The sequence below is a fragment of the Streptomyces nanhaiensis genome, from assembly GCF_046614825.1.
Taxonomy (GTDB): Bacteria; Actinomycetota; Actinomycetes; order Streptomycetales; family Streptomycetaceae; genus Streptomyces; species Streptomyces radiopugnans.
In genome coordinates, this window is sequence record NZ_JBKJFM010000006.1 from 94,888 (window position 1) to 119,795 (window position 24,908).

At 73.3% G+C, this 24,908-nt stretch carries 23 protein-coding genes; 11 read left to right on the top strand and 12 right to left on the bottom strand.

Features of this window, described 5'->3' with window-relative positions; translation table 11 throughout:
* Positions 1 to 123 precede the first annotated feature (123 nt).
* Positions 124 to 2,340 (top strand): protein kinase domain-containing protein, encoded by a 2,217-nt coding sequence (locus ACLIYP_RS03775; RefSeq protein ID WP_412711699.1) that lies wholly within the window; start codon positions 124 to 126, stop codon positions 2,338 to 2,340.
* Between the two features lie 69 nt (positions 2,341 to 2,409).
* On the opposite strand, the gene ACLIYP_RS03780 is transcribed toward ACLIYP_RS03775, so the two are convergent.
* The 3 genes from ACLIYP_RS03780 to ACLIYP_RS03790 all read right to left on the bottom strand — a co-directional run bounded on the left by ACLIYP_RS03780 (position 2,410) and on the right by ACLIYP_RS03790 (position 5,051).
* Positions 2,410 to 3,834, bottom strand: a complete 1,425-nt coding sequence (locus ACLIYP_RS03780) for an RtcB family protein (RefSeq protein WP_412711700.1) — start codon at positions 3,832 to 3,834, stop codon at positions 2,410 to 2,412.
* 101 nt (positions 3,835 to 3,935) lie between these two features.
* The gene (locus tag ACLIYP_RS03785) at positions 3,936 to 4,382 is read right to left on the bottom strand and encodes a DUF2267 domain-containing protein (RefSeq protein ID WP_412711701.1); all 447 of its coding nucleotides are present in this window, start codon (positions 4,380 to 4,382) and stop codon (positions 3,936 to 3,938) included.
* Between the two features lie 195 nt (positions 4,383 to 4,577).
* Entirely contained in the window at positions 4,578 to 5,051 is a 474-nt protein-coding gene (locus tag ACLIYP_RS03790) for an archease (protein WP_412711702.1), read from the bottom strand.
* Between the two features lie 165 nt (positions 5,052 to 5,216).
* On the opposite strand from ACLIYP_RS03790, the gene ACLIYP_RS03795 reads away from it, so the two are divergent.
* The gene (locus tag ACLIYP_RS03795) at positions 5,217 to 6,722 is read left to right on the top strand and encodes an AAA family ATPase (RefSeq protein WP_412711703.1); all 1,506 of its coding nucleotides are present in this window, start codon (positions 5,217 to 5,219) and stop codon (positions 6,720 to 6,722) included.
* A gap of 305 nt (positions 6,723 to 7,027) precedes the next feature.
* Positions 7,028 to 7,696, top strand: a complete 669-nt coding sequence (locus tag ACLIYP_RS03800; RefSeq protein WP_412711704.1) for a lytic polysaccharide monooxygenase auxiliary activity family 9 protein — start codon at positions 7,028 to 7,030, stop codon at positions 7,694 to 7,696.
* Between the two features lie 42 nt (positions 7,697 to 7,738).
* Here ACLIYP_RS03800 and ACLIYP_RS03805 read toward each other — a convergent pair whose 3' ends face one another.
* Both ACLIYP_RS03805 and ACLIYP_RS03810 read right to left on the bottom strand, forming a co-directional pair.
* Complete coding sequence (locus ACLIYP_RS03805; protein ID WP_412711705.1) at positions 7,739 to 8,125, bottom strand: hypothetical protein; 387 nt, start codon at positions 8,123 to 8,125, stop codon at positions 7,739 to 7,741.
* Positions 8,126 to 8,211: 86 nt separating this feature from the next.
* Positions 8,212 to 9,606 carry a PP2C family protein-serine/threonine phosphatase gene (locus ACLIYP_RS03810; RefSeq protein WP_412711706.1) on the bottom strand — a complete coding sequence of 465 codons (1,395 nt, stop codon included), beginning with the start codon at positions 9,604 to 9,606 and terminating at the stop codon, positions 8,212 to 8,214.
* A 270-nt stretch (positions 9,607 to 9,876) separates the two neighbouring features.
* Between ACLIYP_RS03810 and ACLIYP_RS03815 the strand changes: the two genes are divergently transcribed.
* Together ACLIYP_RS03815 and ACLIYP_RS03820 are read left to right on the top strand one after the other, a co-directional pair.
* A complete protein-coding gene (locus ACLIYP_RS03815) occupies positions 9,877 to 10,557 on the top strand; it encodes an enoyl-CoA hydratase-related protein (protein ID WP_412711707.1) in 681 nt (226 codons plus the stop codon).
* Between the two features lie 390 nt (positions 10,558 to 10,947).
* The gene (locus ACLIYP_RS03820; RefSeq protein WP_412711708.1) at positions 10,948 to 11,571 is read left to right on the top strand and encodes an HAD family hydrolase; all 624 of its coding nucleotides are present in this window, start codon (positions 10,948 to 10,950) and stop codon (positions 11,569 to 11,571) included.
* Positions 11,572 to 11,615: 44 nt separating this feature from the next.
* Here the strand turns inward: ACLIYP_RS03820 and ACLIYP_RS03825 are convergent, their stop codons facing one another.
* Entirely contained in the window at positions 11,616 to 11,960 is a 345-nt protein-coding gene (locus ACLIYP_RS03825; protein WP_412711709.1) for a MerR family transcriptional regulator, read from the bottom strand.
* Positions 11,961 to 12,125: 165 nt separating this feature from the next.
* Here ACLIYP_RS03825 and ACLIYP_RS03830 point away from each other — a divergent pair, with 165 nt between their 5' ends.
* From ACLIYP_RS03830 to ACLIYP_RS03840, 3 genes are all read left to right on the top strand, one after another.
* The gene (locus ACLIYP_RS03830; protein ID WP_412711710.1) at positions 12,126 to 12,932 is read left to right on the top strand and encodes an aminotransferase class IV family protein; all 807 of its coding nucleotides are present in this window, start codon (positions 12,126 to 12,128) and stop codon (positions 12,930 to 12,932) included.
* Positions 12,933 to 13,145: 213 nt separating this feature from the next.
* Positions 13,146 to 13,565, top strand: a complete 420-nt coding sequence (locus tag ACLIYP_RS03835) for a YciI family protein (protein WP_093657555.1) — start codon at positions 13,146 to 13,148, stop codon at positions 13,563 to 13,565.
* Positions 13,566 to 13,580: 15 nt separating this feature from the next.
* A complete protein-coding gene (locus ACLIYP_RS03840) occupies positions 13,581 to 14,879 on the top strand; it encodes an RNA polymerase sigma factor (protein WP_412711711.1) in 1,299 nt (432 codons plus the stop codon).
* Between the two features lie 62 nt (positions 14,880 to 14,941).
* On the opposite strand, the gene ACLIYP_RS03845 is transcribed toward ACLIYP_RS03840, so the two are convergent.
* Together ACLIYP_RS03845 and ACLIYP_RS03850 are read right to left on the bottom strand one after the other, a co-directional pair.
* Complete coding sequence (locus ACLIYP_RS03845; protein ID WP_412711712.1) at positions 14,942 to 15,124, bottom strand: DUF397 domain-containing protein; 183 nt, start codon at positions 15,122 to 15,124, stop codon at positions 14,942 to 14,944.
* Positions 15,121 to 15,921 (bottom strand): DUF5753 domain-containing protein, encoded by an 801-nt coding sequence (locus ACLIYP_RS03850; RefSeq protein WP_412711713.1) that lies wholly within the window; start codon positions 15,919 to 15,921, stop codon positions 15,121 to 15,123. The genes ACLIYP_RS03845 and ACLIYP_RS03850 overlap by 4 nt, the downstream gene beginning before the upstream one ends.
* On the opposite strand from ACLIYP_RS03850, the gene ACLIYP_RS03855 reads away from it, so the two are divergent.
* Positions 15,911 to 16,321: an ATP-binding protein gene (locus tag ACLIYP_RS03855; RefSeq protein ID WP_412711714.1), complete on the top strand. Its 411-nt coding sequence runs from the start codon at positions 15,911 to 15,913 to the stop codon at positions 16,319 to 16,321. The two genes, ACLIYP_RS03850 and ACLIYP_RS03855, sit on opposite strands and share 11 nt — an antisense overlap.
* Here the strand turns inward: ACLIYP_RS03855 and ACLIYP_RS03860 are convergent.
* The 4 genes from ACLIYP_RS03860 to ACLIYP_RS03875 all read right to left on the bottom strand — a co-directional run bounded on the left by ACLIYP_RS03860 (position 16,276) and on the right by ACLIYP_RS03875 (position 19,474).
* Positions 16,276 to 17,448, bottom strand: coding sequence for a serine hydrolase domain-containing protein (locus ACLIYP_RS03860; RefSeq protein WP_412711715.1), 1,173 nt, complete (start codon positions 17,446 to 17,448; stop codon positions 16,276 to 16,278). The two genes, ACLIYP_RS03855 and ACLIYP_RS03860, sit on opposite strands and share 46 nt — an antisense overlap.
* A 5-nt stretch (positions 17,449 to 17,453) precedes the next feature.
* Positions 17,454 to 18,389 (bottom strand): DUF6895 family protein, encoded by a 936-nt coding sequence (locus ACLIYP_RS03865; RefSeq protein WP_412711716.1) that lies wholly within the window; start codon positions 18,387 to 18,389, stop codon positions 17,454 to 17,456.
* The gene (locus tag ACLIYP_RS03870) at positions 18,386 to 19,186 is read right to left on the bottom strand and encodes a hypothetical protein (protein ID WP_412711717.1); all 801 of its coding nucleotides are present in this window, start codon (positions 19,184 to 19,186) and stop codon (positions 18,386 to 18,388) included. Before ACLIYP_RS03870 ends, ACLIYP_RS03865 begins: the two co-directional genes overlap by 4 nt.
* A gap of 105 nt (positions 19,187 to 19,291) precedes the next feature.
* Complete coding sequence (locus ACLIYP_RS03875; RefSeq protein ID WP_093657563.1) at positions 19,292 to 19,474, bottom strand: hypothetical protein; 183 nt, start codon at positions 19,472 to 19,474, stop codon at positions 19,292 to 19,294.
* Positions 19,475 to 20,177: 703 nt separating this feature from the next.
* On the opposite strand from ACLIYP_RS03875, the gene ACLIYP_RS03880 reads away from it, so the two are divergent.
* Both ACLIYP_RS03880 and ACLIYP_RS03885 read left to right on the top strand, forming a co-directional pair.
* Positions 20,178 to 21,962 (top strand): S8 family serine peptidase, encoded by a 1,785-nt coding sequence (locus tag ACLIYP_RS03880; RefSeq protein WP_412711725.1) that lies wholly within the window; start codon positions 20,178 to 20,180, stop codon positions 21,960 to 21,962.
* Between the two features lie 447 nt (positions 21,963 to 22,409).
* Positions 22,410 to 24,908: AAA family ATPase (locus tag ACLIYP_RS03885; protein WP_412711718.1), on the top strand; the 2,499-nt coding region annotated here is incomplete at its 3' end.

Here is a 24,908-nt window from a genome sequence, read left to right on the forward strand (position 1 = left end):
TTGGCCGAAAACAGCCGCGATGCTTCCGATTCCGCCCCGTTGAACACTGTTCAGCTCCGCCCCTTCTCTCCTAGCATGGCCTCCTTGCGGGGTTGGGCCCCTTCGGGTCCGGAACGGGGTAACGTGAACAAAGCGGTAGTCGTAGGGATTGACAACTACGGAGATGCTCCCCTCTACGGGTGCGTGAACGATGCCAACGAAATGGCGACCTGTCTCTCGCTAGAGCAGTACGACTTTGACACAAAATTGCTGCTGAACTCCCGGGGGACGCGTAACGGAATACTCCGTGCGATATCAGAAGTGGCTTACGGTGAAGAAGAGGGGGATATATTCCTCATCTACTTCGCGGGCCATGGTCAGGTGATCGGGAGTGCGGGACATCTGGTCACTCATGATGCGCAACCTTTCGACCCGGGGATATCGCTCAGTCATATGGCGCAGTTGATGGAGTCGGCCAGTTCGAAATTCAATCACGTGGTGGCCGTGTTGGACTGCTGTCATTCTGGCTCAGCGTTCGGCTGGACGAACAGCAGGCCTCTGCAGGTCGGGGATATCGAACAAGAAGTCCCGGCGGTCAACGAGAGCCGCTGCATTCTGGCGGCCTGCAGGCCGGAGCAGTATGCGAAGGAGTTCGCCAAGCGTGGGGTCTTCACCAATGCGCTGATCAATGCGCTACTCGGCGATGCGGTCAACTGGAACGGTGAGATCACCTTGCTGGGTGTGTACGAGTCGGTAGCGGGAGAGATTCCCCCAGAGGTTCAGACGCCGGTCTTCAAGGGCGACATCGCCGGTACCGTGGTGCTTGGCAGGGGGTTTCCCAAGAGAGAGGGGCCGCCGATCGACAAGAGCGAACTTGCTCAGAACCTGGCCAAGGCCCACAGTCTGGTCGACCAGTACCACTACACCCAGCTCAAGGAACTCTCCGAACGCAATGTCAGGCTGCGGCAGGGAGGGAAGAAGTGCTCCATTGAACTGGAATCCATTGTGAGGTGGTTCCAGGAGACAGAGAAGGCCCTGCCTGACGTCCGGAGGAACCCCGACTGGAATTCCCTGGCCATTCGGATACGGGAGTTCCGAAAGAACCTGGCGGACATCAGCATCGGCGAGAACACCCGCTTCGGGCGTGTTGTCAGGCACTTGGGGCACGGTGGTTACGGTCATGTCTGGGAACTGGAGGACGAAGAGGGCAGAAGCTACGCCATGAAGATATTTCATGGCAACGAACTCGATGACGAGGTCAAAGTTCGACGCTTCGCCAACGGGTACAGCAACATGAGGAAGCTGGAGCATCCCCGAATAGTGCGCGTGCACCAGATGATGTCGGCTCCCTTTGGTTTCCTCATGGATTCCATCCCCGGTGACAACTTGCGGAAGGCCTTCATAGACCGCTCGGACGCGGAGGGCGTGCTGCGTCTCATGATCGACATCTGTGAGACCGTCCAGCACGCACATTCTCAGCAGGTGAAACACAGGGACATAAAACCCGAGAACATCATCATGTGTTTCGCCGAAGACGGCCGGCAGGTCCCGTACCTGACGGACTTCGATCTGGCGTATCACGAGACCAATCGAACTGTGACGACGAACATCGGAGTGGGCGGCGTGATCAACTATGCCGCCCCTGAGCAGTTGTTCGAGCCGAACGCCAAGGCGGCGCGAAGTGAGACCGTCGATGTATTCAGCCTTGCTCAACTCATGTTTTTCCTGATCACCGGCAGGGACCCGAGTGGCGAAAACTTCACAAAGAACATCGAGATCCTGACGCACGAGTTGTCGAGCTGGGTCGACGACCGGGCGGCCGAGAACCTGATCGACCTGTACAGGAAGGCGACGTCCAAGCATCCGGCTGACCGGCCGCAGACGGTGGTCGAGTTCGTGGGGTCCTTGCGGGTGGCGGAGTCGGTCGTCCAGATCGCCAGCGGAACGGATCAAATCCCGGAGGAGGACCTCTGCCGCCGCATCGGTTCCCTTTACGTGGGTCTCAACAGGTATACGGCCACCGAAGGCGAGTGCCGGATGATGAGTCTCTCGGGCCAGGTCGAACTCGTTGTCCGTCTGAAGAGGATGAGCGGTCCCAGGAAGGCTTCCCTGGAGATCGAGTGCTCGGTTACGGAAAAACTCCCGGTTCCCTCTCTCAAGTCGGGTAAGTCGGCACGAGACTCGATCAACATGAGACTCGACAAGACCTTTGGCAAGTTCCCCGGGGTCAAACGCCATCCGGGCAGTAAGGGGGCCTACCAGGTATTCCTCGACGTCGAGGACGTCACCTTGGACGTCGGCGGCGTCAACACGGTGGTGGACGTCATGACAAGGGCTGTCGCCAGCATCGAGCAGTGGTAGTCCAGGGCGCGGAACCAGTTAGTGGGGTCGCATCGGGCGGGATGGTCTGACGCCATCCCGCCGCCCTCCTCAGCCCTTGACGACGCCCAGCGGGACCAGGCGGGCGACCAGGTGGGCCAGGCCCGCGCCCTCGGTGGCGGCGGCGACCGCGTCGACGTCCTTGTAGGCCTCCGGGGTCTCCTCGGCCAGGCCGCGCCAGGAGGACGGGCGGACGGCGACGCCCTCGGACTCCAGGCGGCCGCGCAGCTCCTCGCCGCGGACACGGCGCAGCGCCTGGTGGCGGCTCCAGACCCGTCCGGCGCCGTGGCAGGTGGAGAGGAAGGCGTCGTTGCCGGGTTCGCCGACCAGGACGTAGGAGGCGGTGCCCATGGTGCCGGGGATCAGCACCGGCTGCCCGGCGCCGGAGAGCTCCCCGGGCAGGTCCGGATGGCCGGGCGGCAGCGCGCGGGTGGCGCCCTTGCGGTGGACGCACAGGCGGCGCGGTACGCCGTCCACCTGGTGGGTCTCGGACTTCGCCATGTTGTGGGAGACGTCGTAGACCAGGTCCACCTCCGTCCCCGCCGCCGAGGCGAAGGCGCGGCGTACGGCCTCGGTGAGCAACTGGCGGTTGGCGCGGCCGTAGTTGGCGGCGGCGGCCATGGCCCCCAGGTACGCCCGCCCCTCCGGGGAGACGACCGGCGCGCAGGCGAGCTGCCTGTCCGGCAGGGAGATGCCGAAGCGGCGCAGTGAGCGGTCCATGACGCGGACGTGGTCGGTGCACACCTGGTGGCCCAGGCCCCGGGAGCCGCAGTGGATCATCACGCACACCCCGCCGGGGCGCAGCCCGAAGGCGGCGGCGGCCTTCTCGTCGTGGACCCGGTCCACGGCCTGCACCTCCAGGAAGTGGTTGCCCGAGCCCAGGCTGCCGACCTGCCGGAGGCCGCGTTCCACGGCCCGCGCCCCCACCTGGGAGGGGTCGGCCTCCTCCAGGGCGCCGTAGTCCTCGCAGAAGGTCAGGTCGCGCGGTACGCCATGGCCCTGTTCGACGGCGTACCCGGCGCCGCCGGCCAGTACCTCCTCCATCTGCGGCCGCCCGGAGAGCTTCCACAGGCCGCCGGGGCCGGTGCCGCGCGGGACGGTGTCGCCCAGGACGTCCATCAGCTCGCGCAGGCGGGGCTCCAGTGCGTCGCGGTCGATGCCGGCGGCCAGCAGGCGCACCCCGCAGGAGATGTCGAAGCCCACGCCGCCGGGCGAGACCACGCCGCCCGCCTCGACGTCGGTGGCGGCCACCCCGCCGATCGGGAAGCCGTACCCCCAGTGGACGTCGGGCATGGCGAAGGAGGCGCGGACGACGCCGGGCAGGGTGGCCACGTTCGCCACCTGCTCCAGCGCCTGGTCGCCCGCCGCCTCGGGCAGCAGGGCACGGGTGGCGAACACGGTGCCGGGCACGCGCATCGCGCCCCGCCGCTCGATGCGGAAGCGGAACGGGCTCTCCTCGACCAGGGTGATGTCCACGGTCCCCTCCGGGTGCGTTCCGGTGGCCGGGCTGTCCGCACCGGTGCACGGCTGCCCGCACCGGTGCACGTCGGTGCGCGCCGATGCGCACAGGCGCGCGCTCAGCCGGCGGGGGCCGGGACCGGCGCCGGCTCGAGGACGGTACGGACGTCGTGCGGCAACTGGTCGAGCGCGCGCTCCAGCTGGCCGGGCGACAGGTGCGCGCGTACGGTCTCGGTGACCGCCGGGGCGATCCGGGGGACGGCCTCGGTGCTCACCAGGGCCTCCTGGGCGAAGCGGTTCACATAGGTCTCGCGGTCGTACTTGACCGGTGCGGAGCTGGGGACCCAGCCGTCGTAGTAGACGCCGCGCAGCAGTTCGGGGAGCTGGGCGGCGAAGTGGGCGGCGGAGTCGACGGTGAGCCGGTCGCGGAGGGTGTGCAGCCAGGTGCGCAGGACGCGGTTGGCCAGGTGCCGGTCCTCGGTCCCCAGGGCTTCGGACACCGCCTTCAGCCAGATGTTCGCGGTGTGGATGACGTGCTCGAATTCGGCAGCGTGCGTGGCGGACATGGATCTTCCCCCTCGGAGAAAGAGGTCGTGGCGCCGCGGGGCACCGCGGGACGCCGTACGGAACCGGTGGCCGGAAAAGGCCGTTTCGTCCCTGTCCTGGGGTCCATGGTATTGCGGGCGGCCCGCACGGTCACCCGCTCGCCCCCCCGCGGTCACCCGCTCGGACCGCCCACCCGCCCCGCCCGGCGGGCCCGTTCAGACGTCGAGCGTCACCGAGCACTCCCACCCGCGCCTTCCGCGGCCGAAGCTCAGCCCGTGCAGCGTGACGGCCTTCGGCGCCGCGCCAGTCTCCGCGAGCGTGCCGACATCGGCCATGTGGAGCACGGCACGTACCCCGCCGGGTACGGCGGCCGGCTCCGCGTCCACCGGCACCTCGCCGTCGGCGTCGAGCCGGTAGACCACCTCGTCCAGCAGCGCCACCAGCAGGTCCTCGTCCGTCTCCGCCCGCACCTCGACGTCCCTGCGGCGCCGGCCGACGGCCCCCGACAGGTCCACGAACGACTCGCAGACGCCGCGCACCGCGTGCGCCAGGCACTCCTCGCGGGTCGGGGCCCACGCCTCCACCCGCAGGTCGGCGGTGTGCGGGACGGAGCGGTGCCCGCCCCGCGGTCCGTTCCGAAGCCCGCCCCGGGGGCCGCCGTGCCGCGCGGCGCTCCCGTCTCGTGCCATGGTCCGCCCTCCTCGGCTATTCGGCTCCCCGGCCCCCGGCCGCCCGGCACCCGTCCGGCCCGTCGTTCCCATCGTCGCCCGGCGGGCGGGCGTACGCGCGTCGCGGCGGCGGGCGGCCGGAGGTGTAATGGGACGAGGAGCGCTACCGACCGATGGGAGCGGCCCGTGTCCCGCACCGACGCCCTCCGGTACGCCAAGCCGGATACGGTCCTCGGCCGCGACGCCGAGTGGGAGGCGCTCACCGCCTTCGCCTCCGACCCCCGCCCCGGACCCGGCCTCGGCGTCGTCTCGGGACGGCTGCGGCAGGGCAAGACGCATCTGCTCCGGGCGCTCACCGAGGCCGCCGGCGGCTTCTGGTTCGGTGCGCAGGAGGCGGTGCCGTCGGAGTCCCTGCGCATGCTGGGCGAGCGGATCGCCGAGACCGCCGAGTACACCGGCGCACCCGCGCGGAGCCGCCCGCGCGACTGGGAGGCGGCCGTGGACGCCCTGCTGGGGCTGGGGGAGGGGCGGCCGCTGCCGGTCGTGGTCGACGAGTTCCCCCGCCTGGTGCGGCAGAGCCCGTCGCTGCCGTCCGTGATCTGCGCGGCCCTGCACCGCCGGAGCGCGGCGGCCGGAGAGGACGGCGGGGCCCGGCCCCGGCTGCTGCTGTGCGGCAGCGACCTGCCGGTGATGCGCCGGCTGTTCAGCGGCCCCTCGCCGCTGCACGGGCTGGCGGACCTGGAGATGGAGGTGCGCCCGCCGGACTTCCGGCAGGCCGCGCGCCTGTGGGGCCTGGACGACCCCCGCCTGGCGTTCCTGGTGCACGCCGTCGTGGGCGGCACACCCGCCTACCGCTACGACCACGCCCGCGGCGACACCCCCGGCGGGCCGGACGACTTCGGCGCCTGGGTCCGCCGGACGGTCCTCGACCCGGGCACCCCCCTGTACCGCGAGGCGCGTCTGCTGCTGCTGGAGGAGACCGGTCACCTCGACCGCGCCCTGTCCCACTCCGCGCTCGCCGCCGTCGCCTCGGGGCACTCCACGTCCGGTGAGATCGCCGAGTTCCTCGATGTCCCGCTGCCCGACGTCTCCCGCTGCCTGGAACTGCTGCACGAGAGCGGACTGCTGGGCGCCGAACCCGACGCGCTGCGCCCGAACGTCACCCGGCTGCGGATCGCCGAGCCGCTGCTCGCCTTCGAGTACGCGGTCGTCCGGCCGCGGCGTTCGTCGGCGGAGCGGGAGGACGCCGACGCCCTGTGGCACCGGGCGCGCCCCGTCTTCGAGACGGAGGTGGCGGCGCCGCACTTCGCCCAGGTGTGCCGGGACTGGGCCCTGGAGTACGCCGGCCCCGGCGTCTTCGGGGAGGCGCCCGCCACGGCTCTCCACGGCTCCCCGGCCCATCCGCCGCCGGACGCCGCCCCCGCCGCCGAGGTGGTGGTGCGGGGGCCGGCCGGGGAGCGCCCCGGCGCGCTGCTGTCGGTCGGGCTGGCCCGCTGGGACGAGGTGCTGGACGTGACCCACCTGGAGCGGCTGCGCAGGCTGATCGCCCACCTCGCCGCCCACGGCGAGGACACCGCGCGCACCCGTCCCGCCTGCTACTCCGGCGCGGGCTTCACTCCCGCCCTGCGCGCGGCGGAGGCGGACGGCGAGGTGGTGCTCGTCGGCCTCGACCGGCTGTACGGGGGCGGGTAGGCCGGGAGGGGGCATACGGGCCGGGTGCCGGGTTTCCGGGGAGCGGGCGGCCGTCCGGCCCCCGGTCAGGCGGTCAGGTGTTCAGGCGGGCCGGCGGCCCGGAAGGCTCGGCGGTCACGGCGTCCCGGTGGCCCGGCGGCCCGGGCAACCGTGCCCGACGATCCGGACCGGCGTGGATTTCTGTCGAATTACTGTCGAATGTGTTTCGGTCCGGTTGCCGCGGGGGAACGCACGAATGACGGTCTGGGAGCGCTCCCAGGCCGCACCCCCGCATCCCCTCACAGCGTGAAAGCGAAGTGTCCGCAATGAATTGTCATGAGCGCGTCTTAGGTGGCCGCTGGACGGCCCGCCTCCTCGCCGTGCTGGCCGCCGTACTGCTCGGCATGCTCCCGTGGGCCGGGACCGCCTCCGCCCACGGCTCGGTCATCGACCCCGCCTCCCGCAACTACGGCTGCTGGCTGCGCTGGGGCAGCGACTTCCAGAACCCGGCCATGCAGCGGGAGGACCCGATGTGCTGGCAGGCATGGCAGACCGACACCAACGCCATGTGGAACTGGAACGGCCTCTACCGCGACAACGTCGGCGGCAACCACCGGGCGTTCGTCCCCGACGGCCAGCTGTGCAGCGCCGGGCACACCAGCGACGGCCGCTACCGCGCGATGGACGTCCCCGGCCAGTGGAAGAAGACGAGCGTCGGCCGCGACTTCACCGTGCACCTGCGCGACCAGGCCCAGCACGGCGCCGACTACCTGCAGATCTACGTCACCCGCCAGGGCTTCGACCCCACCACCCAGCGCCTGGGCTGGGGCGACCTGGAGCTGATCGAGACGACCGGCAGGTACGCCCCCGCCTCGGACATCAGGGTGGACGTCAGCGCCCCCGGCCGCAGCGGGCACCACGTCGTCTACACGATCTGGAAGGCCTCGCACGCCGACCAGGTCTACTACATCTGCAGCGACGTGGACTTCGGCTGATCCGAAGCCCCTCGCCGCACGGGCGGCGGGCGGTCCGGGGCCTCACAGGGCCGGGCCGCCCGCCGTCTTCCGCGGCTTCTGCAGCGGTTCGCCGCCCGGCCGGTGCCGGCCGCCGGCGCGCTCCCGCATCCACGTCACGCCCGACACCGCGAGGGAGCAGACCACGAGGGCCGCGCCGACCGCGCGTACGACTCCCGTCGCCGGGACCTCCGGACGCCCGAGCAGTTCCAGTCCGGCTTCCACGGCCAGGCCCAGCCCCATCAGCGCGAAGCCTCCGGCACGGCACCGCACCACCCACTCCGGACGGCCCCGTGCCGGCGGGGAGGCTTCGCCCGGTCTGCGCAGGCTGTCCCATCCCGCCCCCAGGAGCAGCAGGCCGAACAGCAGCTGGAACACGCTTACGGCGGTCCCGATCACGTTCTCCCCCATCCGGACGCACCCGTCACCGCGTCCGCCGCGGCCGGGCACATGGTCAGCGGGGTCAACCTGTCCGGTGCGGAAGGCGGCGGCGGGGGTCAGGCCTGCGTTTCGGGGGTGCGCAGGACGAGGACGGCCAGGTCGTCGTGGCCGTCGCTGGTGTGGTTGTCGGCCAGGATCCGGCACAGCTTGTCCGGCGGCTCGCCGGCGTGGGCGGCGGCGACCTCGGCGAGCTCGTCCATGCACACGTCCAGGGGGCGCCTGGGGTGCTCCACCAGCCCGTCCGTGAAGAGGACCACCGTGGCCCCGCCCGGCAGGGGGTGGGTGTGGTCGGGGCGGGGCTGCCGGGTGTCCACCCCGAGCGGCACACCGGGATCGGCGTGCAGGTAGACCGTCCTGCGGTCCGGTGTGATCACCAGCGGCGGCAGATGGCCCGCGCTGCTCCAGTGCAGGCACCAGCCGTCCCCCTCCGGCTCGATGCGGGCCAGGCAGGCGGTGGTGACGGAGCTCTCGGTGATCGCGTGGAGGGTGCGGTCGAGCTGGGAGAGGACCAGGCTCGGCGGGGTGCGCCGGTCGTACAACAGCGCGCGGAGCATGTTGCGGGTCTGGGCCATGGAGGCCGCGGCCTTCAGGTCGTGCCCGACGACGTCGCCGATGACGGCCGCGCAGGAGCGGTCGGGCAGCAGGATGACGTCGTACCAGTCGCCGCCGAGCTGCCCGGGGGCCGTCGCGGGCCGGTAGACGGCCGATCCGCTGAACGGGTGGAGGTCGGGGAGCCGGGGCAGCAGCAGACGCTGGAAGTTCTCGGCGCCGGAGCGGACCTGCTCGAAGAGGCGGGCGTTCTCGATCGCCACGCCCGCGGCGCCCGCCAGCGCGATGACGATGTTCTCGTCCTGGGTGTCGAAGGGGAGGCCGTCGCGCCGGTCGGTCAGGTACAGGTCGCCGTAGATCTCGCCCCGCACGCTGATCGCCACGCCGAGCAGGGTGCGCATCGGCGGGTGCCCGGGCGGGAAGCCCGAGGAGTTGGGGTGGGCTCCGATGTGCTCGACCCGCAGCGGCTCGGGGTTGTGGATCAGGTGCCCGAGCAGGCCGTGGCCCCGGGGCAGCTCCACACCGGCGAGCGCGGCTTCCTCCTCCTCGTTCAGCCCGACGGGGATGAACTGCTCCAGCTTCTCGCCGCTCTCGTCCAGTACGCCGAGCGCGCCGTAGCGGGCGTCGACCAGCTCCATCGCGGTGGTGACGATGCGGCGCAGCACCACGGGCAGCTCCAGTTCGCTGCTGATGGCCAGCACTGCGTCGAGCAGGCTCTGCAGCCGCTGCTGGGCGCGGGTCAGCGACCGGATCTGCTCGGCGAACTCGGCGGCCTCGGCCTCCCGGCCGGGGTCGGCCCGGGGGGCGGGGCCGGTCTGCGGAGCGTCACCGGCCCACGGGGCGGCCGGCGTCCCGGTGCGGGACCGCTCCCCGTGCCGCTGTGCGCCCTGGCCCTGCTCCATCGAGTCTCCTTGTCGCTGTGGGCCGGGCATGCTATCCGGCCCGGACACCCGCCGGGGGAGAGGACCTGTTTCCTCTCCGGTGACACCCCACAGGGCATATGCTAAGACCCTTTTGTCCGATGAGTGGGGTCCGGCGGCCCGGTGCCGGGGATGTGGTCGGGGGGAGTGGCTGGGTAGCATGCGGCCATCGCCGTTACCGGCCAGTAGGTTCTTGTTCGGGAAGATCACGACAGGACACGGCCGGTTCCACTCCCGCCCGAAGGAGCAGCCATGCCCGCGCTCGACCGCCAAGGCGACGTCTTCGTCCTCGACATCGGAGACGGCGAGAACCGCTTCCACCCCGACTGGCTCGTCTCCGTCAACGCCCTGCTGGACGAGGTGGAGAAGGCCGAGGGGCCGCGCGCCCTGGTCACCGCGGCGACCGGCAAGTTCTTCTCCAACGGCCTCGACCTGGAATGGCTGCTGGCCAACACCGACAAGGCCGCCGAGTACGCCGCGAGCGTCCAGGAACTCTTCGCCCGGGTGCTGACCCTGCCGCTGATCACCGTGGCCGCCCTCCAGGGCCACACCTTCGCCGCCGGCGCGATGCTCTCCCTGGCCCACGACTTCCGCGTGATGCGCGCCGACCGGGGTTTCTGGTGCCTGCCCGAGGCCGACATCCACATCCCCTTCACCCCCGGCATGTCCGCCCTCATCCAGGCCCGGCTGACCCCGCAGACGGCCCACGAGTCCATGACCACCGCCCGCCGCTACGGCGGGCAGGACGCGCTGGCCAGCGGGATCGTCGACCGCGCGGTGGAGGAGGACGCCGTCCGGTCCACCGCGATCGAGCTCGCCGCATCCCTGACCGCCAAGGCCAGCCCCACCCTGGGCACCATCAAGTCCCGGATGTACGGTCCGGCCGTCGCGGAGCTGCGCGCCGAGGAGATCCCGCTCAGCCTGGGCGGCTGACCCGTCAGCCGAAGACCGGGACCGGGCCCCGCGTGTCCCTGTCCCGCACGCCCCGGTCCCGCGCCGCCGGGGCGCGCAGACCCGCCCGCAGCCGCTCGACCCGGGCGCGCACCTCGTCGGCCGACGGCCCGGCCGGCACCGGTTCCGGCAACCCCGATCGCGGAGAGTGGAAAACCGCAGGGTGGGAGGGTGGGAGGAGACCTCCCACCCATCCCCTTGAGAAGGCGCTCGAACCCCGGATCCCGGCCCCCGGAACCCGAGCTCCGGGCCGCATTCCCGGCCATCCGGAGCGGGCGGCGTACCGCCCGGCGACCCGTGGACCGGGAACCGGCGGCCCGCGCCGCGCCGTCCCCCTCCCGTCCGGTGCAACGGAGCGGAGAGGGAGGGCCCATGGATTCGCGCTGCGTCGTCCTCGACATAGGCGGCGTACTGGAGATCACCCCGAGGACGGGATGGCACCGGCGCTGGGAGCGGCGGCTCGGCCTGCCGCCCGGCGCCGTGAACCGGCGGCTGGGGGAGGTCTGGCGGGCCGGAAGAGTCGGAGAGATCGACGAGCCGGAGGTGCGGGCCCGGATCTCGGCCGAACTCGCCCTGGACGAGGAGGCGGTGGACACCTTCATGGCCGACCTGTGGACCGAGTACCTGGGCACGGCCAACAAGGAACTGATCGCCTGCGTACGCGGACTGAGGGGGCGCTGCGGGCCGGGGCTCGGACTCGGCATCCTCAGCAACAGCTTCGTCGGCGCCCGTGAGCGGGAAGAGGCGGCGTACGGCTTCGGCGCACTGGTCGACCGGATCGTCTACTCACACGAGATCGGCGTCCTCAAGCCCGACCTCCGCGCATACGAGGCGGCGTGCGCCGCCATGGGCGCGCGCCCTCAGGACTGCCTCTTCGTCGACGACCTCCCGGAGAACGTCGAGGCCGCGCGGGAGTTCGGCATGCAGGCGCACCTGCACGAGGACAACGCCCGCACCATCGCCCGGATCACGGCCCATGCGGGACCTGGCACCTGAGGACCCGCCCCCGGACGGCGGCGGCCCGTGCTCGTACAGCCCCCTCAGGGGCGGGCGAGGTAGGCGGCGAGCGCGTCGCGGCTGCGCGTCAGCTCGCCGATGCGCTCGTCCAACGCCGCCAGTTCCCGCTCCAGCGCGCCCCGCAGATCCGCGCACCAGTCGAAGCCCGGCTCCGGGCCCCGGGCGCACGGCAGCACCGAGCGGATCACCTCGGTGGTCAGGCCCGCGTCCAGCAGGGCGCGGATCTGCCGCACGGTGAGCACCGCGTCCTCGCCGTAGGTGCGGTAGCCGTTCGGGCCGCGCTCGGGGGTGAGCAGCCCCTGCTCCTCGTAGTACCGCAGCAGCCGCGTACTGACCCCCGTGCGCCGGGACAGCTCCCCGATCAGCATGTGCCCCGCCCTTCCCGGGAGTTGACCTTCACACCGGTGTGAAGCCCTAACGTCGCCCCGCGAGCGGGCATTCCGCGCCCGCCGCGCCTTTTCCTGAAACCCCTGAAACCCCTGAAACCCCTGACACCCGTGAACTCCCGGAACCCGAGCTTCGGAGCGACGCACATGACCCCATCGACCCCTTACGCCGTCCACCGCGACGGCCGTACGGCCACCACCGGCGAGCTGGCGCCGCTCGCCTTCGCGGGCCACGCCCACTTCACCGCCATGCAGGTGCGCGGCGGCCGGGTCCGCGGGCTCGACCTGCATCTGGCGCGGCTGCGCTCGGCCTCGCTGGAGCTGTACGGCCGGGCGCTTCCCGACGACCTGGTGCGGTCCCGCCTGCGCGCGGCCCTGGAAGGCGGGCCGCAGGACGTGTCGCTGACGGCCGTGGTGTACTCCCCGGCGGGCGAGTTCACGGCGGCGGACGCCGAACCGGAGATGCTGGTCCGCACCGGACCGCCCGCCTCCGGGCCCGAAGGGCCGCTGGCGCTGGCGGCGTTCGAGCACGAGCGGTTCCTGCCGTCGGTCAAGCTCGTCGGCGAGGCGGCCAAGACGTACCTGCTGCGCCGGGCCGCCGCGCAGGGCTTCGACGACGCCGCCTTCACCGACCGCCGGGGCCGGATCGGTGAGGCGACGATCTGGAACCTGGCCTTCTGGGACGGCTCGGCGGTGGTGTGGCCCGAGGCCGACGTACTGACCGGGGTCACGATGGGCGTCGTGCGCCGGCAACTGGACCGCCTGGGCGTACCCCAGCGCGTCCGGGAGATCACCCTCGCCGACCTGCCGGAACTGGCCGGGGCCGCCGTCATGAACTCCTGGACGCCGGGGATCGCCGTACACCGGATCGGCTCCGCCTCCCTGCCCGCCGCCCCGGCCTTCACGGACCTGCTCCACCGCGCCTACCGCGCCGAACCGCCCACCGCGCCGTGAGCGCCTCCGACCTTGCGAGGCGGGCCGGGGCCGGAGACGCGCGGCCCCTCGACGCGGTCGCACGCGATCTCCGCAGGGATCACCGGCGCGTGCCATACGCTGCCGGAGTTCCCCCGAAAAAAATCGGCGGCCGTGTTGATCCGCGCCGTCCCCGTTCGACCTATGGGTGAGAGGGGCAGGAAGAGGCCCCGGAACCACCAGGGAGACAGAGCCATGAAGTACATGCTGATCATGCGCGCCACCGACGAGGCCCTCGCGGGGATGGCGGACGTCGACTTCGGCCAGATGCTCGAGACCATCGGCCGGTACAACGACGAGCTGATCCGGGCCGGGGTACTGGTCGCCGCGGAAGGGCTCGACGACGCCGCCGAGGGCGTGGTCGTCGACCACTCCTCCGAGCCGCCCGTGGTCACCGACGGCCCCTACGGCGAGACGAAGGAGCTGTTCGGCGGCTTCTACATCCTCAACGTGGCGTCCAAGGAGGAGGCCGTCGAGTGGGCCAGGCGGGCGCCGTTCAGCGGCCCGGGCCTGAAGACCGAGATCCGCCGGGTCACCACGATCGACGAGTTCCCCCAGGACAACGAGTGGATCCAGAAGGAGCGGGCGTGGCGCGAGGCCACCGGCCAGCTCTGAGGGGAGTGACGGCGGATGGCCGACCCCACCGGCCGTGAGGCCGTCGCCGCCGTCTGGCGGATCGAGTCCGCGCGGATCGTCGGCGCGCTCGCGCGGTACACCGGCGACTTCGCGCTGGCCGAGGACTGCGCCCAGGAGGCGCTGGCCGAGGCGCTGGTGAACTGGCCGCGCGAGGGCGCGCCCCGAGACCCGGCGGGGTGGCTGCTCACCGTCGGCCGTCGTCGTGCGATCGACGCGTTCCGCCGGCGCTCCGCCCTCGGCGAGCGGTACGCCGCCCTCGCCCACGGCCTGGGCGAGGGCGGCATCGTCTCGGGAGGCGTCCCGGGGGGCGCGCCCCCCGACCCGGTCAGGGAGGCCGAGGACGTGCTGTGGGACCCGGACCGCATCGACGACGACACCCTCGCGCTGATGTTCCTCTCCTGCCATCCCGTGCTGTCGCGGGAGGCGCGGGTGGCGCTCACCCTGCGGGTGGTCGGCGGTCTGACGAGCGACGAGATCGCCAGGGCGTTCCTGGTGCCGACCGCCACCGTGCAGGCCCGGATCACCCGGGCGAAGAAGACCCTGAAGGCGGCCCGCGTCCCGTTCGGGACTCCGGCGGCCGACGAACGGGCCGAACGGCTCGGCTCGGTCCTCAGCGTCGTCTACCTGATCTTCACCGAGGGCTCCTCGGCCAGTTCGGGCGGGGACCTGATCCGGTTCGACCTCGCGGGCGAGGCGCAGCGTCTGGCGCGGGTGCTCAGCCGGCTGATGCCGGACGAGGGCGAGGTCCACGGCCTGCTGGCACTGCTGGAGCTGACCGCGGCGCGCTTCCCCGCCCGTACCGGGCCGGACGGCGAGCCGGTGCTGCTGGAGCACCAGGACCGCCGCCGCTGGGACCGCGCCGCGATCCGCCGGGGACGGGCCGCCCTGGCCCGCGCCGAGCGGACCGGCCGGGGCCTGGGCGCCTACGGCCTGCAGGCGGCGATCGCCGAGTGCCACACGGCCGCCCCCTCGGTAGAGGAGACCGACTGGGAGCGGATCGTGCTCCTCTACGAGGCGCTCGGCCGGCTCGCGCCCTCACCGGTGGTCGACCTCAACCGGGCGGTGGCCGTCTGCATGGCGCAGGGGCCGGCGGCGGCCCTGACCATCGTGGACGGGCTGGCCGGCGCCAAGGAGCTGTCCGGCTCCCACCTGCTGCCGAACGTCCGCGGGGAACTCCTCGCCCGCCTGGGGCGCACCGACGAGGCGCGCGCCGAACTGGGGCGCGCGGTCCGGCTGTGCGGCAACGAACGCGAGCGGACGGTACTGCAGCGCAAGCTCGCCGACCTCGGCTGACCGCCCACCGGGTGAGCCCGGTGTGCCCGGCCGCCGGGCTCAACCGGCGGCCGGGCGGTGGGTCACGCGCGGGCGGCGTACGCGACGAAGTCGGCCCAGGCGGCGGGCGGGAGCACGAGCTGCGGCCCGTCCGCCGCCTTGGAGTCGCGCACGTGCACGGCGTCGGCGCACGCGGCCACCTCGACGCACGCGCCGCCTTCCGAGTCGCTGTGGCTGGACTTGAACCAGACCAGGCCGTCCCTCATAGCTCCTCCGCCACCTTCCTGATGAAGCGCGCCGATTCCTCGGTGCTGAGAGCCTGCATGCGGATCATTCCATGGCGCTGGGTGAACGCACTGATCTTCTCCGGGTCGGAGTAGAGCGCACCTGTCTCCTGCCCCTCCGCATAGGCGTAGTACTCGTGTTCGGCCGTTTCCAGAAGCACCATGGGCCCGCTGAGGCCGCCGGACACCCCGCGCTCGACGGGGAGCACCTGGACGGAGACATTGCGCAACTCGCCCATCTCCAGCAGGTGGTGGAGCTGTTCCCGCATCACCTCGTCACCGCCGACGCGGGTGCGCAGGGCGGCCTCGTAGATCACGAAGCCGAATGCCACGGTCGGCCTGCGTGTGAGCTTCTCCTGCCGCTCCAGCCTGGCCGCGACCCGCTCCTGGACGGTCTCCTCGTCCAGCGGCGGATAGTGGTTGCCGATCAGCGCCCGCGCGTACGCCTCGGTCTGGAGCAGACCGGGGATGAGCAGCGCCTCGTACCAGTACAGGGCGATGGCGCGGTCCTCGGCGTCCATGAACTCCCGCGTACGCGCCGGGAACTTCTCCGGCTTCAGGTACTCCTGGGCCGCCACCAGCAGGCCCCGCGCGTCGCACATCTCGTCGGCGACCTCCAGTAGCCGGACCGTCGGCTTGCGGCGGCCCTGCTCCATGGACTTGATGGTCTCGTAGCCGTAGCCGTAGCCGTAGCCCGCCTCGTCGCCCAGCGCCTCGCGGCTGATCCCCGCGCGGGCCCTGCTGCGAGACGGGCTGAGCGTCTGGAAGGTGCCGGACACGACGGCGGAGACGGCCGTACTGCTGCTGAGCGAGCTGGTGGCCAACGCCTGCCGCCACGCCCGCACCCCGCCCGGCCGGGAGATCGCCCTGCGCTGCGTACCCGGCGACCGGGGGTTGCGGGTGGAGGTCTGCGACGCGGGCGACGGCATGCCGCGCCCGCGCGGCACGTCGCCGGAGGACGAGTCGGGCCGGGGCCTGGCCCTGGTCGCCGCCCTCTCCGACGCCTGGGGCGCGTACCCGCGCCCCTGCGGGATCGGCAAGACCGTCTGGTTCGAGCTGCACTGCCGCCGGGAGGCGTGCGGCGTACAGGGGGGTGGGCGCACCGGCCGACGGTGTTCCCGGCCCGGCGGGGATCAGCGGGTGGGGGCTTCGGCCGCGAGGTCGCGCAGGGTGCGGTAGGCGGTGCGGATGAAGGTGCCGCGCAGGGTGGGGGAGCTGTTGGTCACCGCCGCCAGGCCGATGCGGGCGACCGGGCAGAAGCCGGCGAAGGACGTGAAGCCCCGGGTGCCGCCGGAGTGGAACAGCAGGTCGAAGCCGCCGCCGTCGCGGGCGGTGTGGGTGCGCGCCTTCCAGGCCAGGCACATCCGGTCGCCGCCGGGTGCGGTCGCCCGGGGGCGGGTGACGTCGTGGAGGGCGGTGCGCAGGGCCTCGTCGGTCTCCGGCGGCGGGGAGAGCAGGACCTCCAGGTAGCGCCGGAGGTCGCGGGCGCTGGAGCGCAGCGCGCCCGCGCCCGGCAGGCCGGGGATGCGCCAGGGCGGGCGGGGGCGGCCGTGCCAGTGGCCGGTGGCCTGGGGCAGCCCGGGGTCGCAGGTGCTGTCGGCCAGTCCCAGCGGCGTGAGGACCCGGGTGGCGAGCGCCTCGCCGTACGGGGTGCCTGCCGCGTCCGACAGCAGCCGGCCCAGCAGCCCGACGCCGAAGTTGGAGTAGCGCACCCGCTGCCCGGGAGGGTGGCGCACCCGGGTCTGGGAGAGGGCGTGCAGCAGGTGCTCGGGGGTGAAGCCCTCGTAGGGGTTGGTGTAGAAGCGGGGCACGGCCCGTGCCAGCAGACCCGGCGGCAGCACGGGCAGCCCGGCGGTGTGCGAGGCCAGGTGGGCGAGGGTGATCCGGTCGCCGTACCCCTCGGGCACGGCCGCCGCGGGGAGGAGCCCGGCGATCGGGTCGTCGTGGCCCAGCTCGCCCCGGGCCACCGCCTCGGCCAGCAGCAGGGCGGTGAACGTCTTGGTCACCGAGCCGAGTTCGAAGCGGGTGGCGGCGGAGGCGCCCCGGCACAGCATCCTGGACTCGCCCGCCCGTACCGCCACGACCGCCACCGCGGGGCCGGGTGCGGCGGCGGCGACCGTCTCCAGGGGCAGGGAGAGCGCGGACTCGGGCTGTGCGGTGGGGGTGGTGGTGCCGGTGGTGTCGGCGGAGGATCCGGTGCCGGCTTCGGCCTCCGGTCCGGCGCCGGCTTCGGCCTCCGGTCCGGCGCCGGTTCCGGAGCCGGGGTCCCGTTCGGGCCCGGGGCGGGGGGCCGTGTCGGAGGACACCGGGCTCACCGCTGGGCGGCGCGGGAGAGCGCCAGGGTGCCGGCGACGGCCGCGACGACGGTGGGGTGGTGGTGGTCCCGGAAGCGCTGGGCGGCGTCCCCCTCGACCTCCTTGCCGTCCCGCGGCATCAGCCCGTCCTCGTGCTGCACCGAGGCCAGCTCCTCCCACAGGACGGGGTCGGCGTAGGGCTCGCGCAGGCAGCTTCCGACGATCAGCAGCTCGGTGACGAGGTCCCACTCCTGGACCTCCCGCCAGATGTCCAGCCACACCGGCAGCCAGAGCTGGAGGTACTCCTCCAGATGCGGCGGCAGGTCGCCGGGGCGGGCCCCCCAGTCGGTGATGTGGAAGACGGTGTGCGTCACGCAGTACGCCGTCATCCAGTCGATCACCCACGGCTCGGGTGTGTTGCCGAGCCAGGTGGCGTCGGTCAGCCGCTTCCAGTCGGTCTCGCGCGCCAGGCCCGTCAGGCGGGCGGCGTTGGCGACGGCGAGGCGGCGGTTGGGCACCTGCTCGACGGCGTCCATCGTGACCAGGCCGCCGAGGTGGTCCAGCAGCGCCTCCAGACGCCGGTGGCGGTAGCCGGCGCGGACGAAGTGCGCGTACAGCTCCAGCGGGTCGACCATCATCATGTAGCGCAACTGGCGCTCGTAGAGCATGTCCCCGCCGCGCAGCTCCCACCAGGCGAAGTCGAGCAGCTCGCGGGCGGTGCGCTCCTCCTGCGCGGAGGCCAGTCCCTCGCGCAGCACCAGGGAGGCGGCCAGGGCCGTCTCGCCCAGCGGCTTGTAGATGTTGTCGGGGTCGGCCATGTCCGAGGTGGTGCCGGGCGGCAGGGTGCCCAGCTCGCAGTGGCGGCGCAGCCAGCCGAGGGCGCGGGTGGCCACCCGGTGCGCCGACCGCCCCACGGGGGCGGGGGCCGCGGCGGTGGTGCGGGGTGTGCTCATGCGGTCGGCCCTCCCGGCCTCTGCGGCTGCGAACGGTCCAGCAGGCCGCGGGCGACGGCGGTGTCCAGCGCGGTGCGCCCGCCGCCCCCGCAGTGCAGTTCGAGGTGCCGCACCACGGCGGCCGTGTCGAGGTCCGGGCGCGCGCCGCGGTGCAGTGCGCAGGCGAGCCAGCGCGCCAGCCGGGCCGCGGTCGGGTAGTCGCGGCGCAGCATCGCGCGGGCGGTGCCCCGGCTCAGATCGCGCAGCCGGTCCAGGGCGGTCTCGTGGACGGGGCCGTCGACGTTGGGCAGGGCGAGCGGGGAGAGCTGCGCCATGCTCAGGGACAGGTCGCGCCAGGAGGGACCGGGGGAGCCGGGGGAGCCCGCGGGGCCGGTGCCGCCCGGGGGCGCCGGTTCGCGTACGCCCAGGGTGTCCTCGGGGGTGTCGGTGAAGGTGCTGTCGGGGGAGCCACCGCCGTACCGCGCGAGGAGCCGCACGGTCGTCCAGTCGCGCCACGCGGCCTCGGGCGCGGCGTCCGGAGCGGGCGGAAAGATTCGCAGGGACTCGGCCACCGCCCGGGCGTCGCCGGGCCCGAAGGGCACTCCGGCCAGCAGCGCGGGGGCGAACACGTCGGGTCCCAGGACCCGTACGGCCGCCAGCGCGACCTTGGGGTCGGGGGCTTCGTCCACCTGGGAGGCCACCACCGCCGGATCCACCGCCGGATCCCCGGCGCCCCGCAGGGCACCGAGGACACGGTCGGCCAGACCCTCCACCGCCGCGGCGTAGTCCGTGCGCGATGGGGTGTCCGGGTTCGGCATCAGTGACCTACCTCTCTGATTCGGTATGTCATGTTATGCCGATCCTGTTCGCTTCTGTCGCATCATGCCGCTTCCTGTCGCATCCCGCTGTGGAGAGCGGTCGCGTCACTTCTCCCGCGGCTCCCTGGGGGAGAGCAGGAGCGCGAGCAGCAGCAGGCCGATCGCCTCCGGCGCCCACACGGGCGCGTCGCTGACCGGGGCCTCGCGCGTCGTCATCAGGTCGGCGACCATGTCGCGCTCGGCCGGAGCGGCGGGGGCAAGGGTGGTTCCCGTGGTGTGGGTGAGCATCTGGGTCCTCCTCGGTGGGATGCCAGGTGGGTGTCACCGCCCGGTGTGGGCGGCCTCACAGACGACGTTACGAACACACCGATGGATGTGCATATGCGCTTTTGGTCGGTCTTGCGGTCTCCCGTGTTCCGTGCATGGGCCGGAGAGAAGGCGGCCGACCTCGGAAGACGGGGCGGGGTGTGCCTGCTCCCCCGGTCGCGAGGGACTGGAAGACCGGTCGCGCATTCACCCGTACGGGGGAGTTGGGTGGGGTGCGGTGAGGCATGCGGCCCGGATACGGCGCCCGGTCCGGGCTCCCGCGCCCGCCCGCGCACCGGGCGGGCGGGCGCGGGAGCAGGAGCGCGGACCGGCGCGAATTCACCGGACGTCCGGCGGATCGTCACGGAGGCGACCTGCCGCCGGCATCCGGGCTTTTCCGGACGTACGGCCCCCGTTTCCCGCCCCGTGGGCCGGTGGGCGGCGGACCGGGGAGGGGACGCAAGGGTTTTCCCCGTATCGGGGTCGGCCGGGGCGTTCCTATGGTCGGCGGCACCGGTGTTCCGGGCGGAACCGACGTCATGCCCCACCCCGCCCGGAACCCCGGTGCAACCCCCCGCACCAGGCACCCCCACTGCCCGGCCTGTCCGGGCAGCTTCGAAAGGACCCCCCCGTGAAGGCCCCAAGGCGAAGACTGATATCCGTGCTGGCGGCGACCGCCACCCTCATGACCGGCGCCGCCACCGCGTCCGTCGCCACCGCGGCGCCCCAGGCCGGTGAGACCGCCCCCAAGGCAGGCGAGCAGCGGACCGAGCTCCCCGAGGCGCCCGCGGACGGCGTCATCGTCGCCTACCACAACCGCACCGAGACCAAGGCGGCCAACGCCTCCCCGAGCGCGGCCGAGTCCGACTCCGCGGCCAGGGCCGAGGCCACCGCCAAGGGGAAGAAGGCGGGGCAGAAGCTGAAGTTCGAGCGCCGCCTGGCCACGGGCGCGGCCCTGTACGAGGTGGAGGGCAAGACCTCCCGGGCCGAGATCGACGAGATCGTCGAGGCCTTCGAGAGCGACCCGGACGTCGCCTACGCCGAGCCCAACACCCGCGTGTACGCGATGGCGACCCCCAACGACCCGCAGTACAGCAGCCAGTGGGACCTCTTCGAGTCCACCGCCGGCATGCGCGTGCCCGGCGCCTGGGACAGGTCCACCGGCCAGGGCACGGTCGTCGCCGTCCTGGACACCGGCTACGTCGCCCACTCCGACCTCGCCGCCAACATCGTCCCCGGCTACGACTTCGTCTCCGACGCCACCAACGCGCGGGACGGCAACGGCCGCGACAGCAACCCCGCCGACGAGGGCGACTGGTTCAACGCCGGTGAGTGCGGAGCCAGTTACAACAGCCCCTCCTCCTGGCACGGCACCCACGTCGCGGGCACCATCGCCGCGGCGACGAACAACGGCAAGGGCATCGCGGGCATCGCGTACAACGCGAAGATCCAGCCCGTCCGCGTGCTCGCCAAGTGCGGCGGCACCACCGCCGACATCGCCGACGCCATCACCTGGGCCTCCGGCGGCACCGTCTCCGGCGTCCCGGCCAACCCCACCCCGGCCCACGTCATCAACATGAGCCTGGGCGGCGGCGGCACCTGCTCCAGCACCTACCAGAACGCGATCAACGGCGCGGTGGGCCGCGGCACCACGGTCGTCGTCGCGGCGGGCAACAGCAACGCCAACGCCGCCAACTTCACCCCGGCGAGCTGCAACAACGTCGTCACCGTCGCCGCCGGCGACCGCGAGGGCAACCGGGCCTCCTACTCCAACTACGGTTCGATCATCGACATCACCGCCCCCGGCGGTGAGACCGCGACCCGGACCAACGGCATCCTCTCCACGGTGGACTCCGGCTCCACCCGGCCCGCCGGCGAGACCTACGCCTACTACCAGGGCACCAGCATGGCCGCCCCGCACATCGCCGGCCTGGCCGCGCTGATGAAGTCGGCCAACTCCTCGCTGAGCCCCGCCCAGATCGAGCAGCTGATCAAGTCGGGCGCCCGCACCCTGCCCGGCACGTGCAGCGGCGGCTGCGGCGCCGGCCTGGCCGACGCGGCCGCGACCGTCGCGGCCGCCGGCGGCGACAGCGGTGGCGGCGGCGAGCAGCCTCCGGCCGGCGACACCTACACCAACGGCGCCAACGTCTCCATCCCGGACAACAACACCACCGGTGTCACCTCCCCGATCGCGGTGAGCGGCCGCAGCGGCAACGCGCCGGCCGACCTGCAGGTCGCCGTCGACATCAAGCACACCTACCGCGGTGACCTGGTCGTCGAACTGGTCGCCCCCGACGGCCGCTACGCCACCCTCAAGCAGTCCTCCGCCTCGGACAGCGCCGACAACGTGATCGCCACCTACACCGTCGACGCCTCCTCGGTGGCCGCCAACGGCACCTGGAGGCTGCGGGTCAAGGACGTCTACTCCGGGGACACCGGCTACATCGACTCCTGGAGCCTGACCTTCTGAGCGAACCGAACGCGACCGGACGGGCCGGAACCACCCGGCCCGGACGGCCACCGGACCGGGGCCCGTCCACCTGACGGGGCGGGCTCCCGGGGGTCCCCGCCCCCACAGGGGACCCCCGACCCCCACCGGTCCGGACCGGCACCGAGACGGTCCGGACCGGCCGGAGAACCAGGGCCTGCCGACGCTGCACCCGCCGGCAGGCCCTGCCGGTCTCCGGCGCGGAACCCCCGCGCCGCCGGGAGCTCCCCGCACCCGCCCCGCACCCGCCCGGCGTCCACCCGGCGTCCACCCGGCGTCCGCCGGGAACCCCGCCCGGGCCTCCGCCGAAACCTCCGCCGAAACCCCCGTCGAAAATCCGTCGAACGTCCACGCCGAAGACCATCGACCGGTAGCCCATGTCCTCCGTATCCTCGCGGGCACGGGCATGAACACGACCGGAGGCGGTTTATGGGGCTGGAGCGGGAGACCCCCCGTCCGGCGCTGGTCGGGCGCGGTGATCTGCTGGACCACCTGGAGCGGACGCTGCGCGACCACGGCAGGGCCGCCCTCACCGGCCCGCCGGGCATCGGCAAGACGGCCCTGGTCGCCGCCGTGGTCAGGCCGGAGGAACGCCGGGCGCGGGGGGAGACCGTCCTGTGGCTGGCTCCGGAGGAGGAGGACCGGGACATCCCCGGCGCGGGCGCGGCCGGACTGCTGGACGACGTGCCCGAGGCGGCCGTACGGGAGCTGCCCCGGCCGCAGCGCACCGCCGTCGCCGTGGCCCGCCGCGAGACGGAGGCGCCCGCCGCCGGACAGGACCGCGTCGCCCTGCGGCTGGCCGTGGCCCAGGTGCTGCGCCTCCTGGCGGCCGAGGGGCCCGTGCTGCTCGTGGTGGACAACGCCCAGTGGCTGGACCCCGACAGCTCCGCCCTGCTCCGCTTCGCCCTGCACAAGGCGCCGCCGGCCGTACGGGCCCTGGTGGCCGAACGGCAGCACACCAGCCCGCTGCACGCGGAGAACCTCTTCGGCCACACCGGCCCCCGCGTCGTCCCCGTCCCGCCGCTCGGCGCCGACCACGTCGCCGCGCTGCTGGCCGACCACGAACTCCCCGCCCGCCTGGCCGGCCGCATCCACCGGGCCAGCGGCGGCAACCCCAGGCTGGCCCTGGCCATCGGCCGCTCCCTGGCGGGCACCCGCACCTTCGTCCACCACGCCGACGAACTGCCGCTGGGCGGCGAGGCGCGGGCCGCCGCCCGCCACATGCTGGCCGAGGTGCCCGCCGGGACGCACCCCACCCTGCTGCTCGCCGCGCTGGCCACCGGGCCGACCACGACCGTGCTGCACAGGGCGGGCAGGGCCTCGGCCGAGGCGGACCTCGCGGCCGCCGAACGGGCCGGACTGCTCACCGTCGGCGAGGACGGCGCGGTCGACTTCACCGCCAAAGTGGTGCCCGCGACCCTGGCCGCCGAGGCGGACTGGACGGAGCGGGCCGCCTGCCACACCGCCCTGGCCGGGGCCGTGGGCGACCCCGTGCAGGCCGTACGCCACCGGGCCCTGGCCTCCGACCCCCGTGCCGCCGACGCGGAGATGGCCGCCGAGCTCGACCGGGCCCTGGAGTCCTGCCGCCGCCGCGGGGACCACGCCCTGGCCGCCGAACTCGGCCTGCTCGCCGCCGAACGCACCCCCGCCGGGCGCTCCGAGGAGGAGGTGGCGCGGCTGCTGGGGGCCGCCGCCGACGCGGCCCGCGCCGCCCGGCCCGACCTGTCCAAACGGGCCGCCGACGCCATCCTCGCCCGCGACGTACCGCCCGCCGCCCGGCTGAGCGCCCGGCTCGCCATCCTGGACACCGCCTTCCAGAGCCTCAACGACCTGGACGAGACCTTCTCCCACGCCCTGGCCGACGCCGGTGACGACCCGTCGATGCGCGCGGCCGTGCTGGTCCGGCTGGTGTGGAAGCAGCAACTGGCCGACGGCGACAGCGTCGCGGCGCGCGCCACCGCCGAGGAGGCGTACCGCCTGGCCCTGGCCGCCGGGGACCGGGAGACCGCCGTACTGGCGGCCACCGCCCGCGCCCGCATCAGCCGCGCCCTGGGGGAGCCCGAGGCCGCGGCGCACACCGAGGAGGCCCTGGCCGTGTGGCGGGAGGGGCTTCCGCCCGCGCTGCGCAACGGGCCGCGGCTGCTCGCCCTCCGCCACGCCCTGTTCGACGACCGGCTCACCGAGGCGCGCGAGGGGCTGCTCGCCCTGCTGCCCGAGCTCGAACGGCTGGGAACCACCGAGGACCTGGTGGTGGCGCTGCGCTCCCTGGCCGAGGTCGAGGCCCGCCAGGGGCAGTGCGCCGCGGCCCTCGCCCACGCCCGCCGCGCGGTGTCCATCGCGCTTGAGGCGGGGTTCTCCCCGGGACCGCTGTGGTACAGCGCGGCGCTGGCCGAGACCGCCGGCGGCAGCTTCCGGCGGGCGGCCGACTACGCCCGCCGCAGCCTGCGCGCCTCCCAGGAGGAGGGCGACCAGGTCTTCGTGCACTGTTCCCTGTACGCGCTCGGGCGCGTACAACTCGCCATGGGCGAGACCGCCCTGGCCCTGGAGACGCTCGGCGGCATCCGCGACCTGCCGATCACCGCCCTGGCCACCGACCCGTCCGTCCTGCGCTGGCACGAGGAACTGGCCGAGGCCTACGTGGCCGGCGGGGAACCGGAGAGGGCCGCCGACCTGCTGGCGGAGGTCACCCCGGTGGCGCGGCGACTGGGGCGCACCACCGTGCTGACGGCGCTGGACCGGGTGCGCGGCCAGTACCTGGCGGCCACCGGCGACCCGGACGCGGGGGCGGAGCTGCTGCGGGAGACCGCCGACCGCTTCACCGGGCACGGGCTGCCCATCGAGGCGGGACGCACCCTGCTGGCGCTGGCGCGCACCGAGCGCCGCCGCAGGCGCCGGGCGGCCGCGCAGGCCGTACTGCGCGAGGCGGCC

Excerpts from the sequence above, each read along its gene's own strand:
- ACLIYP_RS03800 (WP_412711704.1), top strand. The coding sequence starts at position 7,028 with ATGAATTGTCATGAGCGCGTCTTAGGTGGCCGCTGGACGGCCCGCCTC.
- ACLIYP_RS03865 (WP_412711716.1), bottom strand. The coding sequence starts at position 18,389 with ATGAGCACACCCCGCACCACCGCCGCGGCCCCCGCCCCCGTGGGGCGG.
- ACLIYP_RS03840 (WP_412711711.1), top strand. The coding sequence starts at position 13,581 with ATGGCCGACCCCACCGGCCGTGAGGCCGTCGCCGCCGTCTGGCGGATC.
- ACLIYP_RS03835 (WP_093657555.1), top strand. The coding sequence starts at position 13,146 with ATGAAGTACATGCTGATCATGCGCGCCACCGACGAGGCCCTCGCGGGG.
- ACLIYP_RS03830 (WP_412711710.1), top strand. The coding sequence starts at position 12,126 with ATGACCCCATCGACCCCTTACGCCGTCCACCGCGACGGCCGTACGGCC.
- ACLIYP_RS03845 (WP_412711712.1), bottom strand. The coding sequence starts at position 15,124 with ATGAGGGACGGCCTGGTCTGGTTCAAGTCCAGCCACAGCGACTCGGAA.
- ACLIYP_RS03820 (WP_412711708.1), top strand. The coding sequence starts at position 10,948 with ATGGATTCGCGCTGCGTCGTCCTCGACATAGGCGGCGTACTGGAGATC.
- ACLIYP_RS03810 (WP_412711706.1), bottom strand. The coding sequence starts at position 9,606 with ATGGAGCAGGGCCAGGGCGCACAGCGGCACGGGGAGCGGTCCCGCACC.
- ACLIYP_RS03870 (WP_412711717.1), bottom strand. The coding sequence starts at position 19,186 with ATGCCGAACCCGGACACCCCATCGCGCACGGACTACGCCGCGGCGGTG.
- ACLIYP_RS03790 (WP_412711702.1), bottom strand. The coding sequence starts at position 5,051 with ATGGCACGAGACGGGAGCGCCGCGCGGCACGGCGGCCCCCGGGGCGGG.
- ACLIYP_RS03815 (WP_412711707.1), top strand. The coding sequence starts at position 9,877 with ATGCCCGCGCTCGACCGCCAAGGCGACGTCTTCGTCCTCGACATCGGA.
- ACLIYP_RS03825 (WP_412711709.1), bottom strand. The coding sequence starts at position 11,960 with ATGCTGATCGGGGAGCTGTCCCGGCGCACGGGGGTCAGTACGCGGCTG.
- ACLIYP_RS03785 (WP_412711701.1), bottom strand. The coding sequence starts at position 4,382 with ATGTCCGCCACGCACGCTGCCGAATTCGAGCACGTCATCCACACCGCG.
- ACLIYP_RS03805 (WP_412711705.1), bottom strand. The coding sequence starts at position 8,125 with ATGGGGGAGAACGTGATCGGGACCGCCGTAAGCGTGTTCCAGCTGCTG.
- ACLIYP_RS03880 (WP_412711725.1), top strand. The coding sequence starts at position 20,178 with ATGACCGGCGCCGCCACCGCGTCCGTCGCCACCGCGGCGCCCCAGGCC.
- ACLIYP_RS03875 (WP_093657563.1), bottom strand. The coding sequence starts at position 19,474 with ATGCTCACCCACACCACGGGAACCACCCTTGCCCCCGCCGCTCCGGCC.